The organism is Streptomyces sp. CNT372 (assembly GCF_000377145.1).
The window spans coordinates 147821-164118 of record NZ_KB897786.1 but is presented as its reverse complement, the minus strand read 5'-3'; the positions used below and the strand labels follow the sequence as shown (position 1 = coordinate 164118).

Here is a 16298-nt window from a genome sequence, read left to right as displayed (position 1 = left end):
ACGACGGAACGAAGGGATACGGACGGGTGCGGGGGAGGGGGCGACCGGTGGGGAGCGTGCTCTGTGGTGGGGAGAGTCAGTGTTCGGTACGCGTTCGACGCTCGGCTACTCACGGGTATGACAACTTCGCGGGAACTCGGGTGAGCGAATTCGTCCTCAGGTGAGTGCTGCGGGCTCCCGCTCGCTCCGGCGTCCGCGCACCAGGAGCACGACGCCCGCGGCGGCGAGCAGCACCCCCGCGATCCCGGCCCCGACCGGCACCGGTCCGGACAGGAGCGCGAGCTTTCTGCCGTCCGCCGAGGCGAGGTCCACCTGCTGCCGCTGGGTACGTTCGGTGAACGCGATCCGCTCGCTCGCCAGCAGCACGATCGCGTCCTTCTCGGACCCCGGCGCGCGCAGCGTCTTCCGCGGTCCGATCGCCGCGAACAGGATCCGTCCGGTGCGCTGGTCGACCACCAGCTCGATGCCGCTGTTGGAGTACCACTCCTCGGCCAGCACCTGCGGGGTGCGCGGCTTGCCGACGAGGCGCCCGGGCACCTGCCGCACCCCGGTCCGGGTGGGCTCCACGGTGCCCGTGAAACGCAGCCCCTCGTGGCCCTTGATCGTCTTCCGGCCCTCGTGGCGGAGCTGCACGACACCGCCCAGAGTGCCGTCCCACCAGCGGTAACCCCGCTCCTCCACATCGAAGGGGAACTTCAGGTACGCCTCGCCGTCGAAGACCGGTGACTCCTCGCAGCAGTGCACCGGCTCATTGGTCTCGCGGTCGGTCACCCAGCGCTCCAGCGTCCACTGGAGGGAGTCGCGCACATCGGCGGCGGGCAGGGTGCCGTCGGTGTCGACGGAGGTGGACACGTCCCAGACGGCGTTGCCGCTGCGCAGGCTGTCGGCGACGTCGCCGCGCACCTGCCGGGTGATGGTGATCCGCTGGTCGTCCACGGTCTTGAGCCGCGACGTGTCGAAGTAGCTGCCGGTGCCGGTGAAGACGGTGGTCGTGTCGATGTCGACGGGCGTCCGCTTCGCCTGCGGCAGCACATAGGCGAACAGCAGTGGTGCGAGGACGAGCAGAAACGTCCCGGCACCCAGCAGGGCGAGGGACAGGGGTGAAGCGGTGCGGCGCATCCGGGCTCTCCTGAATCGAAGGAGTCGAGGTGGAGCGCACGGACCCCGGGCCGGTCAGCCCTTCGGCGCCCTGACGTTAGGCCCGCTCTTGACGGATTGTCAATGTCATGTTGAAACTGTGCGTCCAGCCGGTGGGGGCCGGCAGCCGGTGGGATCTCTCCAGCAAGGAGCTGACCCGACTATGCCCAGAACACTCGCAGCCGCGATCACCGTGGTGGCCGCCGCCGCACTCGCCGTCGCCGCGGCTTTCGGTGCCGTGGCGCTGCTGAACGCCCCGCCCGAGCAGCCCAACACGCCTCTCATCAGCTACGACACCGCGCCCCGATGACCCGGACCGCGTGGAGCGAGGTGCCCCAGTCCCAGGTCGACCGGTTCGCGTCCCGGGTCCTGGCCGAGTCCGGGGCCCTCGCGGACTCGATCCTGCGGGAGATCCGCCTGGCCTTCCCGCATCTGCGCCTCGTCGAGGACGAATCCGGGACGCCCCTCGCCCTGGTCGGCATCCGCCGCGCCATCGAGGGCTTCGTCCAGAACCTCGCGGCCGGGGCCCAGACGCCCCGGGTGCCGCCGGTGATGTTCCAGGAGTTCGGCCGGGGCGAGGTGCGCGGCGGACGCAGCCTCGACTCCCTCCAGGCCGTCTACCGGCTCGGCATGCGCCTCGCCTGGCGCCGGTTCGCCGAGATCGGCCAGCAGGTCGAGATCGCCGCACCGGCGATGTACGAGCTGGCCGAGTCCGGCTTCGAGTACCTGGACGGCCTCGTCGAGCAGTCGGTCCGCGGCTACGCCGAGGCCGCCGCCCGGCGAGCCGGGGAGCGCCTGCGCCTGCAGAGCCAGCTGATCGACGTGCTGCTCGCCGAGCACCGCGCCGACCGGGCCACCGTCCTCGGCGACCGCGCGGCCCGCATCGGCTGGGAGCTGCCCGGCACCGTGGCCGTGGGCCTGCTGATCCGCCCGGCCCGCGAGGCCGTCGCCCCGGCCGTGGAGCAGGGGGTCCTCCTTGACATGGAGAGCGAACGCCCCCGCCTGGTCATCCCCGAGCCCGACACCGCCGGCCGCGCCGAACTCCTGCGCCGCGCCACCGCCGGCTGGTCCGGCGCGATCGGGCCCTCGGTGCCGCTGGCCGCCGCCGCGACCTCGCTGCGCTGGGCCGAGACCGCCGTCCGCCTCGTGGAGAGCGGCCTGCTGCCGGCCGGCGAGGTGCTGCACTGCACCGAGCGCACCGAGGAACTGGTCCTGCTCCCCTCCCACGAGCTGATCGACGCCGCCGCCGTCCGCTGCCTCGCCCCCCTCGACGGGATGAGCCCCACCCAGGCCCGCCGCCTCGCCGCGACCCTCCTCGCCTGGATCGAGACCTCGGGCGGGGCGCCCGAGGTCGCCCACCGCCTCGGTGTCCACCCCCAGACCGCCCGCTCCCGGCTCCGCCAGATCCGCGAACTGTGGGGGTCGGCGCTGGACGACGCGGACCGCCGCTTCGAGATGCTCCTCGTCCTGCGGGCCCGGCGCCTGCGCGGCGAACTCAAGGAAGGGGCGGGCTGAGCCCTCCGGGACACGACCCGCCCCCCGGGCGCTCAGGAGCCCGTCAGCCAGGCGTACGCCGCTGCCGCCGTGAACTCCTCCTGCCCGCCCGGAAAGAGCAGGTCGGCGGCGCGGAAGGCCGGATCCTCCGCGGCCTGGGGCACATACGGGACGCCGATGCACCGCATGCCCGCCGCCCGGGCCGCCGCCGCGCCCGCCGGGGCGTCCTCCACGACCACGCACCGCGCGGGGTCGCTCCCCAGCCGCCGGGCCGCCTCCAGGAACACGTCCGGCGCCGGCTTGCCCCGCGGCACCTCCTCGGCGGAGACCGATGCGGTGAGGTGGGCGTCCAGCCCGGTGCCCGCGAGCACCGCCTCGATCGCCGCCCGCGACGACCCGGACGCCACCGTCATCGGCACCCCCTCGGCCGCCAGCCGCTCCACCAGGGCCCGCATCTCGGGGAACACGGGCGTGGAGGCCCGTGCCAGCTCCAGATAGAGGCTGTTCTTCGCCGCGAGCAGCTCCTCCAGCGGCACGTCGAGCGCGTACCGCTCCCGCAGGGTCTCCAGGGTCTCGCGCGTCCCGATGCCGATGAACGCGGTGTGCTCGGCCCAGTCGAAGCCGTCGACCCCGTGCGCGGCGAGGAGCCTGCGCCCCGCCTCGAAGTAGTTGGGCTCGCTGTCCACGAGGGTGCCGTCGAGGTCGAAGACCACGGAGAGGCCGGTCAGGGGCGCGGATGCGTTGCTCATGCCGCCCAGGATGCCAAGCCGCCCCGGGCCGGTGTGCGGCGCCCGCGTGCCCGTCGCACCGCGCCGTCGTTGGGCACGGCATGATCCCCGCACCCCGCCCCGAGGCCCGCTTCCCCTCCCGGCCCGCCCGCCGTGCCCTCGCCGTCTGCGCCGCGGCCCTGGGCGGTGCCCTGACCGCCGCTGCCTGTGCCGTGCCGGCGGCCCACGCCACGGACGGCGGACCGGCGCGGGCCGCCGTCGACACCCTCAACGAGTTCGTCTCCCCGGAAGCCGTCGACGCCCGCAGCGCCGACGGCTCCCTCACGGTGGACGCGCCCTTCCTCCAGCGCGACTAGGAGGTGTCGGGCGCGAGGGGCCCGGCTGGTGCGAAGGCCCGACCCGGGGGAAGGGCGCGCCCGCTACCCCTCGCGCGGCTGGATGAAGCGCAGCATGTTCCCCGAGGGGTCCCGGAAGGCGCAGTCGCGGACGCCGTACGGCTGGTCCATCGGCTCCTGGAGGACTTCGCCGCCCGCCGCGCGGACCTTCTCGAAGGTCGCGTCGCAGTCCCCGGTGCCGAAGATGACACCGCGCAGCAGACCCTTCGCCAGGAGTTCCGCCATCGCGTCCCGGTCGGCCTTCGAGGCGTTGGGGTCCGCGAGGGGCGGTTCGAGGACGATGTCCACACCGGGCTGGGCCGGGGAGCCGACCGTCACCCAGCGCATCCCCTCGAAGCCGACGTCGTTGCGCACCTCCAGACCGAGGGCGTCGCGGTAGAAGGCGAGCGCCTTGTCGTGGTCGTCGACGGCGATGAAGCACTGTGCGAGTGTGATGTCCATGCGCCTCACGCTACGGGCGCGGTGCCGGATCCGGCTTCTCCGATCCTGATCCGTTCGCGGCCGTGTGCGCGGGCCGGTCCGCCGCCCCGGTCGCCGTTCCGCCCGCGGGCGGGTTTCTGACCGGCCGGGTGTACATCCTGGCGACACAGGCGGGGATCGACGCCCCCTCCTCGTGCGACCGCGCCCGGTACGCGCTCGGGCTCTCCCCGACCAGCTCGGTGAAGCGCGAGCTGAACGACCCCAGCGAGGTACAGCCCACCGCGAAGCAGACCTCCGTCACCGACAGATCGCCCCGGCGCAGCAGCGCCTTGGCCCGCTCGATCCGGCGGGTCATCAGGTAGGTGTACGGCGTCTCCCCGTAGGCGGCCCGGAAACTGCGCGAGAAGTGGCCCGGCGACATCAGGGCGGTACGCGCGAGCGCCGGGACGTCCAGCGGCTCCGCGTACTCGCGGTCCATGCGGTCACGGGCCCGGCGGAGCCGGACGAGGTCCTCCAGCGTCGTCACCCGACCACCATGCCACGGCGCCCGGGGCGCACGGCCACCCGTTCGGGGGCGTTATCCTTGGCCCATCCACGTATTGCGGCGCCGTGCAGCGCCGGGCGGCGACGAGGCCGGTCCGGACCGCGGCGCCTTCGCCGTGCCTGCCCGCCGTCCCCCACCCCCGGACGGCAGCGGAACGGCGTGCACGATCGCAAGGGAGCGGCGCACCGCCGTGAAGAGGATGTTCGTGGCCCCGGACCCGGGGCGGCTGCGACTGCGGACCTCGGCCCGCGCCGTCGTCGGCGTCTTTGCCGCCGTCGCCGCCTCCGAGCTCTGCGGGTTCTCGCTCACCGCGTCGATCACGGCCGGTCTGGCGGCCCTGCTCGCGCTCTTCACCGTCACCGACCCGACCGTGCGCGCCCAGGGGATCACCACCGCCCTGCTGCCCGCGGCGGGCTTCCCCGTCCTCGCGCTGGCGACCCTCCTGCACGAGCTGCCGCTGCTGCGCGCCGCCGCCTGGCTCGTGGTCGTCTTCGGCGGGGTGTACGCGCGGCGGTTCGGCCCGCGCGGCCAGGCGCTGGGGATCTTCGCGTTCATGATGTTCTTCGTCACCCAGTTCCTGCACGCCGTCCCGGCGCAGCTGCCGGAGCTGTTCGCGGCGGTCGCGGCCGCCCTCGTCGCCTGCTCGGCCGTGCGCTTCGCCCTGTGGCCCATCGAACGCCACACGTCCCCGCCCGCCGCCCCCGCGCCGCTGCCGGGACGCGGCCTGGCCCGGCACACCACCCGGCAGGCGTTCCAGGTCACGCTCGCCTGCGCCGTCGCGATCGCCGGCGGGCAGCTCGTCTCGGGCGAGCGCTGGTACTGGGCGGTCGGCACCGCCTGGTGGATCTTCGTCAACACCGCCTCCCGGGGCGAGACCCTGGTGCGCGGCTTCCGCCGGGTCGTCGGCACCGTGACCGGTATCGCGGCGGGCCTGCTGATCGCCGTCCCGATCGCCGGCGCCCCCGTGCCCACCGCGCTGCTCGTCGCCGTCTGCGTCTTCGGGATCTTCTACACCGCCGCGCCGTCCTACAGCTGGATGATGTTCTTCGTCACCGTCATGGCGGGCCTGCTCTACGGCCTGCTGGGCGTGCTGCACCCGGGGCTGCTGGTGCTGCGGCTGGAGGAGACCCTGGTCGGGGCCCTGGGCGCGGTGACCGGCGTCGCCCTGGTGCTGCCCGTCACCACCCATGCCGCGACCGACGCCTGGATCCGCCGCGCGGTGGAGTGCGTCCACCGCTGCACCACGACGGCCGCCCGGCGGCTGGCGGGGGACGCCACGGCCGACCCCGCGCGCGAGGCCGCCGAGCTGGAAGTCCTGATCGGCCGGGTGCGCCTCTCGCTCGCCCCGCTGACCCACCCGCTCAGCCCGCTGCGCGCCCGCAAGGCGCGGGCACTGAAGGTCATCGCGCTGCTCGATGTGTGCGCCCGGGAGATCCGGGGCCTCGCCGCGGTCGCCGCCGACCCGCTGGCCTCGCACGACGCCCGGCTCACCGCCGCGTGCCGCCGGGTGGAGGACGCGGTGCACGCCCTGGTGCCGCCCGTGGAGTCCGCCCGCCCGGCCGCCGCCGAGGTGGCCCCGGCGCCCCCGCACCACCCGGGCGCCGAGGCGGCCCTCGCTCATCTGCACGGCCTGGAGCGCGCCCTCGCGGACCTCGCCGCGCCGGTCCGCACCTCGCCGCGCGCACCCCTGGTCCCCGCCTGAGAGGCGGCTCCGGGCCCACCACGGGGCCGTCTTGGTCTAGACCTGTTAGGTTCGTCCTGTACGCGCACCCGTGCGTACCGACGCGCACCCAGGCGCAGAGGGGGAGGCCACCGTGGGCGGCAGCAACGCGGGACGTGTCTGCATCGGATCGTTCACCTCGGCGGGCGGGCAGGGGATCACCCTCGCCACCCTCGACGAGGCGACCGGGGCGCTCACCGCGACCGGGGTGAGCGACGCCGTCCCCGACCCCTCCTACCTCGCCGTCTGCCCCGGCGGCGGCCTCCTCTACGCGGTCTCCGAGACCCCCGCGGGCGCCGTCGCCGCCTTCCGGCTCGACGGGGACACGCCCGTGCCCCTCGGTGCCCCGGCCCCCGTCCGCGGCGACCACCCCACCCATCTCTGCCTCGCCGGCGGGCACGTCCTGACCGCCGACTACGGCTCCGGCGCGGTCAGTGTGCTGCCCCTCGGCCCGGACGGCGTCCCGGGCGGGGCCGTCCACGTCCTCACGTACGAGGGCCAGGGCCCGGACCCCGACCGCCAGCGGGGGCCGCACGCCCACCAGGTGCTGCCCGACCCCTCCGGCCGCTGGGTGCTCGGCACCGATCTCGGCACCGACGCGGTGCGCGTCTGCGCCCTCGATCCGGGCACCGGACGCCTCACCGTCCACCACGAGGCCCGGCTGCGGCCCGGCTCCGGCCCCCGCCACCTCGCCTTCCACCCCTCGGGCGCGCTGGTCCTGGTCCTGTGCGAACTGGCCCCCGTGCTGACCGTCTGCCGCTGGGACGCGCACATGGGCGTGCTCGACCCCCTCGGCGAGTTCCCCGTCGTCCCCGACGGTACCCAGGGCCCGGCCCACCCCTCCGCCCTGGCGCTCTCACCCGACGGCCGGCGCCTGTGGGCCGCGGTGCGCGGCCCGGACACCGTCGCCGTCCTCGACCTGGACGAGAGCGCCGGGAAGGCCGCCCTCACCGCCTCTGTCCCCAGTGGCGGCCACTGGCCCCGGGACCTCGTCCTGGACCCCTCCGCCCGGCGCCTGTACGCGGCGAACGAGCGCTCCGGGGACGTCACCTGGTTCGACCTCGACCCCGGCACGGGCGTCCCCCGGCGGGCCGGGTCCCTGCCCGTGCCCGCCGCGAGCTGCGTGGTCTTCGTCTGAGGCCGGGTCCGCCGTGCGAGACCCGTGGCGGAGGGACGCGTGCGAAACGGCCCCGGGACGACGCGCGCGGAACGGCCCCGGCCCCGGGACGACGGCGGGTCGTCCCCGGGCCGGGGCCGTATGCGCAGGGGGGCCGGTCAGCGCAGCTGGGTGCCCTGGGGCTGTGCGATCCCCAGCGCCGTCGCGTACTGCGACAGCACCAGCTTGCCCACCGCCGGGTACGCGCCCAGGGGCTCGGCGGCGGCGCAGCCCGCGTCCTTCGCGGCCGCGTCGAGCAGGCCCTCCGGCAGCTCGGGGCCGACCAGGTACGGGGCCAGTGCGAGCTGGACGGAGCCGGAGCCGCGCAGCTGCTCGGCGGTCGCGGCGACGGAGCCCTTCTGGTCCAGCGCGGCGGCGATCACCGGCACGGCGAGCCGCGCGGCGAGCAGCATGCCCGTGATGCCGGCCGCCTGCACGGCCTCCTCGCCGCCGACGGTGGCCAGCACGATGCCGTCCGCGGCGGTCGCGACGGTGAACAGGCGCGCGCGGTCGGCACGGGCCAGCCCGGCCTCCGACAGGCGGACGTGGACGGCCTCCGCGAGCAGCGGGTGCGGGCCGAGGACGTCCGTCAGCTCCACGGCCGCGCCGGACTCCGCGACGGCCTCGCGCAGGCGGCCCATCAGGACCGCGTCCGGGCCGGCCAGCAGCGGGACGACGACCGCGACGGGGCCCTCCGGTTCGGCGACCTCGCGGCCGGCGGCGCGCGCCAGCTCGTAGCGCTCGGCACGCTGGGCCGCGGCGTGCGCGATCACCGCCGCCGGCGTCGGGTACTCGGCACCGTCGCCGTCCAGGTAGCCGATACCGGCCTCCAGACCGGGCAGCTCGGACCGGGCGATGCTGATGACCTCTTCGGCCAGACTGCGCGTGGCGGGCGAGGGTGCGCCGGGCACGGCGAGCACGAGGACGGGCGCGCCCTCAGGGGCGGCCACCGGCTCCGGGCGGCGGTGTCGCCCGGACTGACGGGGTCGCGGCATTCGTACTGGCAGGCCGGGTGCAGGCCCAGTGGAGGAGCTCATGGCGCCGCATGCTACTGGTTTGACCGGTCCGCCTGTTCGGGGAGGGGGCGGTCCTGAGTGGTCTGTCCGTGTTTATCCGTTCGAGAATGTGCGGATTCAGCGGCCCGTTCCGTCGTACAGGTGGAGCATCGACGGATGCGGTGGCAGACGTAGGGAATCCGTGGCGAGCGCCTCGGCGAGCAGCAGCGCCCCGGTCAGCGGATCACCGGCCGCGGGAACGAGCCGGGCGCCCGGCAGCCGCTGCGCGAGCGCGGCCCGCAGCGGGGCCGTCAGCGCCTCGCCCGTCCGCGTCAGCCCACCGGTCACGGCCACCCGCACCCCGTTGTCCGCGCCCCGCACCCCGTTGTCCGCGCCCCGCACCCCGTTGTCCGCGCCCCGCACCCCGTCGTCCGCCTCCGGCCCGCCGCTGTGCCCGGCGTGCGCGCCGGGCGGGCGCTCGTCCCCGGGGGTGCGTGCCCGGGACGACGCGGCCCGGTCCGGGCCCCCGGCCCCCACCGGGGCCGCCGCTGCCGCCGTGTCGGCGATCTCCCCGGCGGCGCGCGCCATGATCCCGGCCGCGACCGTGTCCCCGGCCGCCGCGCAGCGGGCCACCTCGGGCGCGAAGGACGCCAGCACGGCGGGCCGGTCGGAGCGCGGGTAGAGCAGCCCGGGCAGGGAGGCCGCCGGGCCGAACACCGCCTCCATACGCTCCAGCAGCGCCCGGGAGCCGCCGCTGCGGTCGTCGTGGGCGCGCAGGGCCGCCTCCAGCCCCGCCCGGCCGATCCACGCCCCGCCACCGCAGTCGCCCAGCAGATGCCCCCAGCCGTCGGCCCGCCGCCAGGTCCGCAGATCCGTCCCGAGCGCGATCATCCCGGTGCCCGCCGCCACCACCACGCCGGGGGCCTGTCCGAGCGCGCCCGCGTACGCCGTCACCGCGTCGGCCGCCAGCCCGAGCCGGCGCACCCCCAGATCGGCCTCCAGCGCGCCAGGCAGCTCGGCGCGCAGCCGGTCGCCGAGCGTCGCCAGCCCCGCCGCGCCGATCACCACGGCGGCGGGCCGCACGTCGCCGCCCCAGGGGCCGGGCAGGCCCCGCACCAGGGGAAGCAGCAGCTCCCGCAGATGGGCGGCGTCGATCCCCCCGGGGCCGGTCCGCACGGGCTGCCGCGCGGACGCCGTGACGGCCGCCTCCCGCGCGCCGACGGGCGCGAGGGCGACGCGCAGCCCGGACCCCCCGGAGTCCACCCCGAGCACCAGCCGGGGCGGCTCCCCGGCCGCCCCGGGCCTGGTCGCGGCCCGCGCGGCTCCGTCCGGTCCGGCCTCCCCGGGCCCGGCTTCGTCCGGCGTGCTTCCGACCGCGCCCGGCCCGGTCACGGCAGTCGCCAGTCCACCGGCTGCGCCCCCTGCCGCAGCAGCAGATCGTTGACCTTGCTGAACGGCCGCGAACCGAAGAAACCCCGGTCCGCGGACATCGGCGACGGGTGCGAGGACTCGATCGCGGGCAACTCGCCCAGCAGCGGACGCAGATTGCGGGCGTCCCGCCCCCACAGCACCGACACGAGTGGCTTCCCCCGCGCGGCCAGCGCCCGGATCGCCTGCTCGGTCACCTCTTCCCAGCCCTTGCCGCGATGCCCGCCGGGCTTGCGCGGCGCCGTCGTCAGCGCCCTGTTGAGCAGCAGCACACCCTGCTCCGTCCAGGGCGTCAGATCGCCGTTGGACGGACGCGGGTGCCCGAGGTCCGCGTGCATCTCGCGGAAGATGTTGTCCAGGCTCGGCGGCCACGGCGACACCTCGGGCGCGACGGAGAAGCTCAGTCCGACCGCGTGCCCCGGGGTGGGATAGGGGTCCTGACCCACTATCAGCACCCGCACCTCGTCGAACGGCTGCTGGAAGGCCCGCAGCACGTGCTTTCCGGCGGGCAGATAGGTACGGCCGGCGGCGATCTCCGCACGGAGGAAGTCCCCCATGGCGGCGATCCGCCCGGCGACGGGGGCCAGGGCCTCGGCCCAGCCGGCTTCGACGATCTCGTTCAAGGGTCGCGCTGTCACGGGGCGTCACTCTACTGTTGCAACAACCCGTCTCTCACCCGTCCGTCACCCTGCGGTGACCACCGGGCCGCGGGGAGCGCCTCGGCCGAGCCCCCTGGATCGTTCGGCGGACGGCACGGGCCGCCCGCCGAACTGTCGCCGCGCGCAGGCGGGTTGTCGACGGGAACAGGCGCCGTCGCAGCAGGCCGGGGCATGATCACCGAAGAGCAGGGCGGGCCGGGGCCCGCCCGCTCCCGGGCCTCAGCTCAGCTCAGCACCGCCGCCCGCACGCACAGCACATCCGGCAGGTGCGAGGCGAGCAGGCGCCAGGTGTCGCCGTCGTCCGCGCTCGCGTACAGCTCGCCGTTGCGGTTGCCGAAGTAGACGCCGGCCGGGTCCGCGTCGTCGGTGCAGAGGGCGTCTCTGAGGACCGTGCCGAAGTGCTCGCCGTCGGGCAGGCCCTCGGTCAGCGGCTCCCAGGTGGAACCCGCGTCCCGGGTGCGGTAGACGCGGCAGCGGCGGTCGGCGGGGACGCGGTCGGAGTCGGCCGCGATCGGGAAGACGTAGGCGGTGTCCGGCCGGTGCGGGTGGGCGGCGACGGCGAAGCCGAAGTCGGAGGGGAGCCCGGCCCCGATGTCGGTCCAGGTCGCCCCCGCGTCGTCGCTGCGGTAGACGCCCCAGTGGTTCTGCAGATAGAGCCGGTCGAGATCCCCCGCGTCCTGCGCGATCTTGTGCACGCACTGGCCGAACTCCGGGTCCGGGTCGGGCAGGAAGACCGCGGAGACGCCCTGGTTCGACGGGGCCCAGCTCGCGCCGCCGTCCCGGGAGCGGAACACGCCCGCGGTGGAGACGGCGACCGTCACCGCGTCGGTGTCGCGCCGGTCGGTCACCACCGTGTGGACGGCCTCCCCGCCACCGCCCGGCACCCAGCGGTCCCGGGTGGGGTGCTCCCACAGGGGCCGGACCAGCTCGAAGCTCTCCCCGCCGTCCTCGGAGCGGAACAGGGCGGCGGGCTCGGTGCCCGCATAGACCACGCCGGGGGCGGCCGGGGAGGCGGGATGGAGCTGCCAGACCCGCTCCAGGGACGCCCCGGTGTCCAGGGGGAACTTCACCGCCGGCCGCTCCGGCTCCACCCAGGTGCGGCCCAGGTCGTCGGAGTGGAACACGGAGGGGCCCCAGTGCGCGCTGTCCCCGCCCACCAGCAGCCGGGGCGCGGCCCCCCGGGTGTCGATGCCGACGGAGTACACCGCCTGCGCGTTGAAGTGCGGGCCGTCGAGCTCCCAGTCGCCTCCTCTGCGGCGGCCCAGGAACAGCCCCTTGCGCGTGCCCACGGCGAGCAGCACCTCGGTTGCGTCGGTCATGACCGTATCCCTCCAAAACGCCGTTGTTCCGGACACGGGACAGTCTGCACCCCGCCACTGACAACCGCGCCGACGACAACCGCGCCGACGACAACCGCGCCGACGACGACGGCGCCTCCGACGACGGCGCCGACGACGACGGCGCCTCCGACGACGGCGCCTCCGGCGACGGCGCCGGCGGCTCCCGGCCGTGGCGGACCGTGCGGGCGTGCCCCGTGGCGTAAGAGGTGACCGGTCCCGGCGGCCGAACTCATCGGCCGCCGGGCGACGGGATGCACCGGGCGACGAGACACGCCGGTGCCGGGACACGCCGGGCGAGGGGATCAGGGACGGTGCGACTGCGGGGGCTCAGACCGAGCGGTGGTACTGCCGCGGCACGTGCACCTCGCCGCCGAGGGCCCGGGCCGCCTGCCGCGCCCAGGACGGGCTGCGCAGCAGCTCGCGCCCGAGGAGCACGGCGTCCGCCTCCCCGTTGGCCAGGATCTTCTCGGCCTGCTCGGCCTCCGTGATCAGACCGACCGCGGCCACCGGAAGCCCGGTCTCCGCCTTGACCCGCGCGGCGAACGGGACCTGGTAGCCCGGCTCCACCGGGATGGTCACCCCGGCCGCGTTGCCGCCCGAGGAGACGTCCAGGAGGTCCACCCCGTGCTCCCGGAGCAGGGCGGCGAAGCGGACGGTGTCGTCCGCCGTCCAGCCGTTCTCCGCCAGCCAGTCGGTCGCGGAGATCCGGAAGAAGAGCGGCAGTTCACCGGGCCAGACGGCGCGCACCGCGTCGACGACCTCCAGGGCGAAGCGGACGCGGTTCTCGAAGGAGCCGCCGTAGGCGTCGGTGCGGCGGTTGCTGTGGGGGGAGAGGAACTCGCCGATGAGATAGCCGTGCGCGCCGTGCACCTCGGCGACCTCGAAGCCGGCCGCGAGCGCGCGCCGGGCGGCGTCGGCGAACTGCCCGACGACCTCCGCGATCTCCTCGGTGGTCAGCTCCGTGGGCACGGGGTGACCCTCGGCGAACGCGACCGGGCTCGGGCCGACGGGCTGCCAGCCCTCCGCCTCGGGGCCCAGCGGGCTGCCGCCCTTCCAGGGCCGGTCGGTCGAGGCCTTGCGCCCGGCGTGGGCGAGCTGGATCCCGGCGACGGTGCCCTGGCTCTTCAGGAAGCCGGTGATCCGGCGCAGGGCCTCGGTCTGGGTGTCGTTCCAGAGGCCGAGGTCGGCCGGGCTGATCCGGCCCTCGGGGCTGACGGCGGTCGCCTCGACCAGGACGAGACCGGTGCCGCCGGTCGCCCGGGCCGCGTAGTGCGCGAAGTGCCAGTCGTTCGCCACCCCCGCCTCCGGCCCGGACGTCTCGGCGCTGTACTGGCACATGGGCGCCATCCAGACGCGGTTCGGGACGGTCAGCGACCGGAGGGTGTAGGGCTCGAACAGCCTGCTCACAGCGGACTCCATTCAGGTCGGGGCGAGTCGGATCACGGCGGTGCGCCGCGGGAGGGCCCGCACGGCGGTACGGCCGGCGGCACCTTCGTACGATACGCATCGTAGTACGGCAAGTGTCAAACTACGATGGTTCTCGTACCATGGCAAGCCCCCGAGAAACCCCCGAGCAAGCGGAGCCGCAGTGACCAGCACGACCAGCAAGCGAGTGCTCGAACACCCGGCGCGGAACGAGATCCGCCTGGAGGACGTGCTGCACGCCCTGGCCGACCCCATGCGCCTGACGGTGGTGCGCGAACTCGCCGCGGGGGAGGGGGAGCTGGCCTGCTCGGACATCGACCTGCCGGTCACCAAGTCGACGTCCACGCACCACTTCCGGGTGCTGCGCGAGAGCGGGGTGATCCAGCAGATCTACCGGGGAACGGCCAAGATGAACGGTCTGCGCCGCGAGGACCTGGAGGCGCTCTTCCCGGGCCTGCTCGACAGCGTCCTCGCCGCGGCCGCCGCCGAGTCCGGCCGCGACCGCCCGGCCCCCGTAGGGCGCTGACCGGCCGCTGCCGGCCGGCCCGCACCGGCCGGGGCCGACCCCCGCCGAGCCGCTCGCGGCGCCGGCGTCATGGACGCCCGGCGGGCCGGGCCGGGTGGTTCACCTCCCGTCGTCGCCGTCCGCCGCGTCTCCCCGCGCGCCGTGGGCGGCACCCGCGGCCGCCAGCAGCCCCGCCCAGTCCGCGATCTTGACCCGCCCCCGGCCCAGTTCCCGGCCGAGGGCCGTCTCCGCGCGCTCGATCGCGAGCCAGCCCGGCCAGCGGACCGGGTGCAGGCCCGACGCCCGCAGGGCGGACACCGGGTCGGGCGGAAGCGGCCGCGCCGCGAGGTCCAGGGCCGCCGCGTCCGTCAGCAGGGACGCCGCCGTCTCCTTCGCGCAGGGCCGGTTGCTGCCGATGACCCCCGTCGGGCCGCGCTTGATCCACCCGGCCACGTACTCGCCGGGGGACGGCACACCGTCGCGCAGCACGCGCCCCGCCGCGTTCGGGACGATGCCGCGCTCCGCGTCGTACGGGAGGCCCGGGATCGCAACCCCGCGGTAGCCCACCGCCCGCAGGACCAGGCCCGCCGGGACGTCCTCGTGGCGGCCGGTGCCCCGGACCCCGCCCCGGCCGTCCGGGACCGTGTGCTCGAAGCGGACCCCGGCGACCCGCCCGCCGCCCTCCAGCAGTTCCACCGGACGCAGGAAGAACCGCAGCCGCACGCGCCGGTCGTGCCCGGCGGGCGGCCGGGCCGCCCACTCCCGCACCACGGCGAGGTTCCGCCGGACCACCGCGGGGACCGCCGCCGGGTCCGCGAAGGCGGGCTCCGCCGCGAGATCCGCCTCGTCGACGCGCACGTCCACCCCGGGCAGGGCCCCCAGCTCCCGCAGCTCCTTGGTGGTGAACCGGGCCCCGGCGGGCCCCCGGCGCCCCACCACGCTCACCTCGCGGACCGCGCTCGCCGCCAGCGCGCCGAGCGCCGGTTCCGGCAGGTCGGTCCCGCGCAGCGCGGTGGCCCCGCGCAGCAGGATGCGGGTCACGTCCAGGGCCACGTTGCCCAGCCCGATCACCACCGCGGACGGCCGGTCCAGCGGGACACCCGCCGGCGGCGCGTCGGGATGCGCGCTGTACCAGGCGACGAACTCGGTCGCCGAGTGGCTGCCGGGCAGGTCCTCCCCGGGGATGCCGAGGGCCCGGTCCGCCGCCGCGCCGACGCAGTAGACGACGGCGTGGTACAGCTCCAGCAGCCGGTCCGGCCCGAGCCCGGGCGAGCCCACCGCCACATGGCCGACGAACTCGACGCGCTCGTCCTCCAGCACCGTGCGCAGGCTGTCCTGGAGCGACTTGATCTTCTCGTGGTCCGGCGCCACGCCGTAGCGCACCAGCCCGTACGGGCACGGCAGACGGTCCAGGACGTCGACGCGGACGCCGGGCATCCGCGTCTGCTCCACCAGGGCCCGGGCGGTGTAGACCCCGCTGGGGCCGGATCCCACGACGGCGACACGGAGCACGGCCGCCTCCTTCCCGCGGTACGGCAGGAGACCTCCAGCATCCCACCCGGCCCGGGGCCACCACCCGCCGTGCCCCACGTGGGCGTCGCGCCTGCCGGGCCCGGCCCCGCGGCGCACCGCGCGTGCCTCGCCTCACATGTCCCGCATCCGCCCGATCTCGCTCGTCTGCTGCGCGATCACATCGTTCGCCATCTCCTCCACCAGGACGTTGTTGCCCTGCCCCAGGACGTCGCCCGCCATGGTCACCGCCCCCTGGTGATGGGTGATCATCAGCTTCAGGAAGAGTTCGTCGAAGGCCGCACCCTTGGCCGCCCGCAACTGCTTGAGCTGCGCCTCGGTCGCCATCCCCGGCATCAGCGCGTGGTCGTGCCCGTGCCCGCCGCCGCCCTTCTGCGGGTGGGCGGCCAGCCAGCCCCGCATCGCGTCCACCTCCGGCTTCTGCGCGGCGCTGATCCGCTCCGACAGACGCCTGACCTTGTCGGACTCGGCCCGGTCGGGCACCAGCCGGGTCATCTCCAGGGCCTGCTCATGGTGCGTGATCATCATGTGGACGTAGGAGTAGTCGGCCGCGTTGGGGCTGTCGTCGGGCAGCGCCTTCGCCGCCTCGGAGGGCGAGAGCGTCCTGGCCGGCTCGCCCGGACGCCCCGGCGCCAGCACCGAGGGCCCGGTGTCCTTGCCGTCCCGGGCGGAGGTCTCGGAGCCGGAGTCCGCGTCGCACGCCGTCAGACAGAGGGCGGCGAGGGCAACGGCCGCCGTCGCGAGGGGTATGCGGGTGCGGCGGGACCTGGGGGGCTGCAACACGTCGGCCTCCTGTGCCACTTGTGGTTGAGGGGGAGCGTA

The 16298-nt window shown here is 75.6% G+C and carries 18 protein-coding genes; 7 read left to right on the top strand and 11 right to left on the bottom strand.

From position 1 onward, the window contains the following. Window positions 1–156: 156 nt before the first annotated feature. Window positions 157–1119 (bottom strand): cell envelope lipid trafficking protein PgfA, encoded by a 963-nt coding sequence (pgfA, locus tag C593_RS0122155; protein WP_018849510.1) that lies wholly within the window; start codon window positions 1117–1119, stop codon window positions 157–159. A 181-nt stretch (window positions 1120–1300) separates the two neighbouring features. On the opposite strand from pgfA, the gene C593_RS33425 reads away from it, so the two are divergent. Beyond that, on the top strand, window positions 1301–1447 hold the full coding sequence (locus tag C593_RS33425; RefSeq protein WP_018849509.1) for a hypothetical protein: 147 nt from the start codon (window positions 1301–1303) through the stop codon (window positions 1445–1447). After that, entirely contained in the window at window positions 1444–2652 is a 1209-nt protein-coding gene (locus C593_RS0122145) for a PucR family transcriptional regulator (protein WP_018849508.1), read from the top strand. The genes C593_RS33425 and C593_RS0122145 overlap by 4 nt, the downstream gene beginning before the upstream one ends. A gap of 32 nt (window positions 2653–2684) precedes the next feature. Here the strand turns inward: C593_RS0122145 and C593_RS0122140 are convergent, their stop codons facing one another. Next, window positions 2685–3380, bottom strand: a complete 696-nt coding sequence (locus C593_RS0122140; protein ID WP_018849507.1) for an HAD family hydrolase — start codon at window positions 3378–3380, stop codon at window positions 2685–2687. Window positions 3381–3460: 80 nt separating this feature from the next. Between C593_RS0122140 and C593_RS0122135 the strand changes: the two genes are divergently transcribed. Further along, window positions 3461–3715, top strand: a complete 255-nt coding sequence (locus C593_RS0122135; RefSeq protein WP_018849506.1) for a hypothetical protein — start codon at window positions 3461–3463, stop codon at window positions 3713–3715. 63 nt (window positions 3716–3778) lie between these two features. Here the strand turns inward: C593_RS0122135 and C593_RS0122130 are convergent, their stop codons facing one another. Both C593_RS0122130 and C593_RS0122125 read right to left on the bottom strand, forming a co-directional pair. Then, complete coding sequence (locus C593_RS0122130) at window positions 3779–4195, bottom strand: VOC family protein (RefSeq protein WP_018849505.1); 417 nt, start codon at window positions 4193–4195, stop codon at window positions 3779–3781. Window positions 4196–4205: 10 nt separating this feature from the next. After that, entirely contained in the window at window positions 4206–4652 is a 447-nt protein-coding gene (locus C593_RS0122125) for a helix-turn-helix transcriptional regulator (RefSeq protein WP_078521788.1), read from the bottom strand. A 265-nt stretch (window positions 4653–4917) separates the two neighbouring features. Between C593_RS0122125 and C593_RS0122120 the strand changes: the two genes are divergently transcribed. Then, the gene (locus tag C593_RS0122120) at window positions 4918–6420 is read left to right on the top strand and encodes an FUSC family protein (protein WP_018849503.1); all 1503 of its coding nucleotides are present in this window, start codon (window positions 4918–4920) and stop codon (window positions 6418–6420) included. Between the two features lie 112 nt (window positions 6421–6532). Next, on the top strand, window positions 6533–7576 hold the full coding sequence (locus C593_RS0122115; protein WP_018849502.1) for a lactonase family protein: 1044 nt from the start codon (window positions 6533–6535) through the stop codon (window positions 7574–7576). 137 nt (window positions 7577–7713) lie between these two features. On the opposite strand, the gene C593_RS0122110 is transcribed toward C593_RS0122115, so the two are convergent. From C593_RS0122110 to C593_RS0122095, 4 genes are all read right to left on the bottom strand, one after another. Then, the gene (locus tag C593_RS0122110) at window positions 7714–8631 is read right to left on the bottom strand and encodes a hypothetical protein (protein ID WP_078521769.1); all 918 of its coding nucleotides are present in this window, start codon (window positions 8629–8631) and stop codon (window positions 7714–7716) included. Window positions 8632–8727: 96 nt separating this feature from the next. Beyond that, window positions 8728–9981 (bottom strand): BadF/BadG/BcrA/BcrD ATPase family protein, encoded by a 1254-nt coding sequence (locus C593_RS0122105; RefSeq protein WP_018849500.1) that lies wholly within the window; start codon window positions 9979–9981, stop codon window positions 8728–8730. Further along, window positions 9978–10655, bottom strand: coding sequence for a uracil-DNA glycosylase (locus C593_RS0122100; protein ID WP_026277960.1), 678 nt, complete (start codon window positions 10653–10655; stop codon window positions 9978–9980). Before C593_RS0122100 ends, C593_RS0122105 begins: the two co-directional genes overlap by 4 nt. A gap of 245 nt (window positions 10656–10900) precedes the next feature. Next, a complete protein-coding gene (locus C593_RS0122095; protein ID WP_018849498.1) occupies window positions 10901–11995 on the bottom strand; it encodes a sialidase family protein in 1095 nt (364 codons plus the stop codon). Window positions 11996–12018: 23 nt separating this feature from the next. On the opposite strand from C593_RS0122095, the gene C593_RS0122090 reads away from it, so the two are divergent. Continuing rightward, complete coding sequence (locus C593_RS0122090; RefSeq protein ID WP_018849497.1) at window positions 12019–12219, top strand: hypothetical protein; 201 nt, start codon at window positions 12019–12021, stop codon at window positions 12217–12219. A 124-nt stretch (window positions 12220–12343) separates the two neighbouring features. Here C593_RS0122090 and C593_RS0122085 read toward each other — a convergent pair whose 3' ends face one another. Continuing rightward, complete coding sequence (locus C593_RS0122085) at window positions 12344–13423, bottom strand: NADH:flavin oxidoreductase/NADH oxidase (RefSeq protein WP_018849496.1); 1080 nt, start codon at window positions 13421–13423, stop codon at window positions 12344–12346. 181 nt (window positions 13424–13604) lie between these two features. Between C593_RS0122085 and C593_RS0122080 the strand changes: the two genes are divergently transcribed. Continuing rightward, entirely contained in the window at window positions 13605–13967 is a 363-nt protein-coding gene (locus C593_RS0122080; protein ID WP_018849495.1) for a helix-turn-helix domain-containing protein, read from the top strand. Between the two features lie 99 nt (window positions 13968–14066). Here the strand turns inward: C593_RS0122080 and C593_RS30190 are convergent, their stop codons facing one another. Next, window positions 14067–15458, bottom strand: coding sequence for a hypothetical protein (locus C593_RS30190; RefSeq protein WP_018849494.1), 1392 nt, complete (start codon window positions 15456–15458; stop codon window positions 14067–14069). A gap of 132 nt (window positions 15459–15590) precedes the next feature. Next, window positions 15591–16259 (bottom strand): DUF305 domain-containing protein, encoded by a 669-nt coding sequence (locus C593_RS0122070; RefSeq protein WP_018849493.1) that lies wholly within the window; start codon window positions 16257–16259, stop codon window positions 15591–15593. Between the last annotated feature and the right edge of the window lie 39 nt (window positions 16260–16298).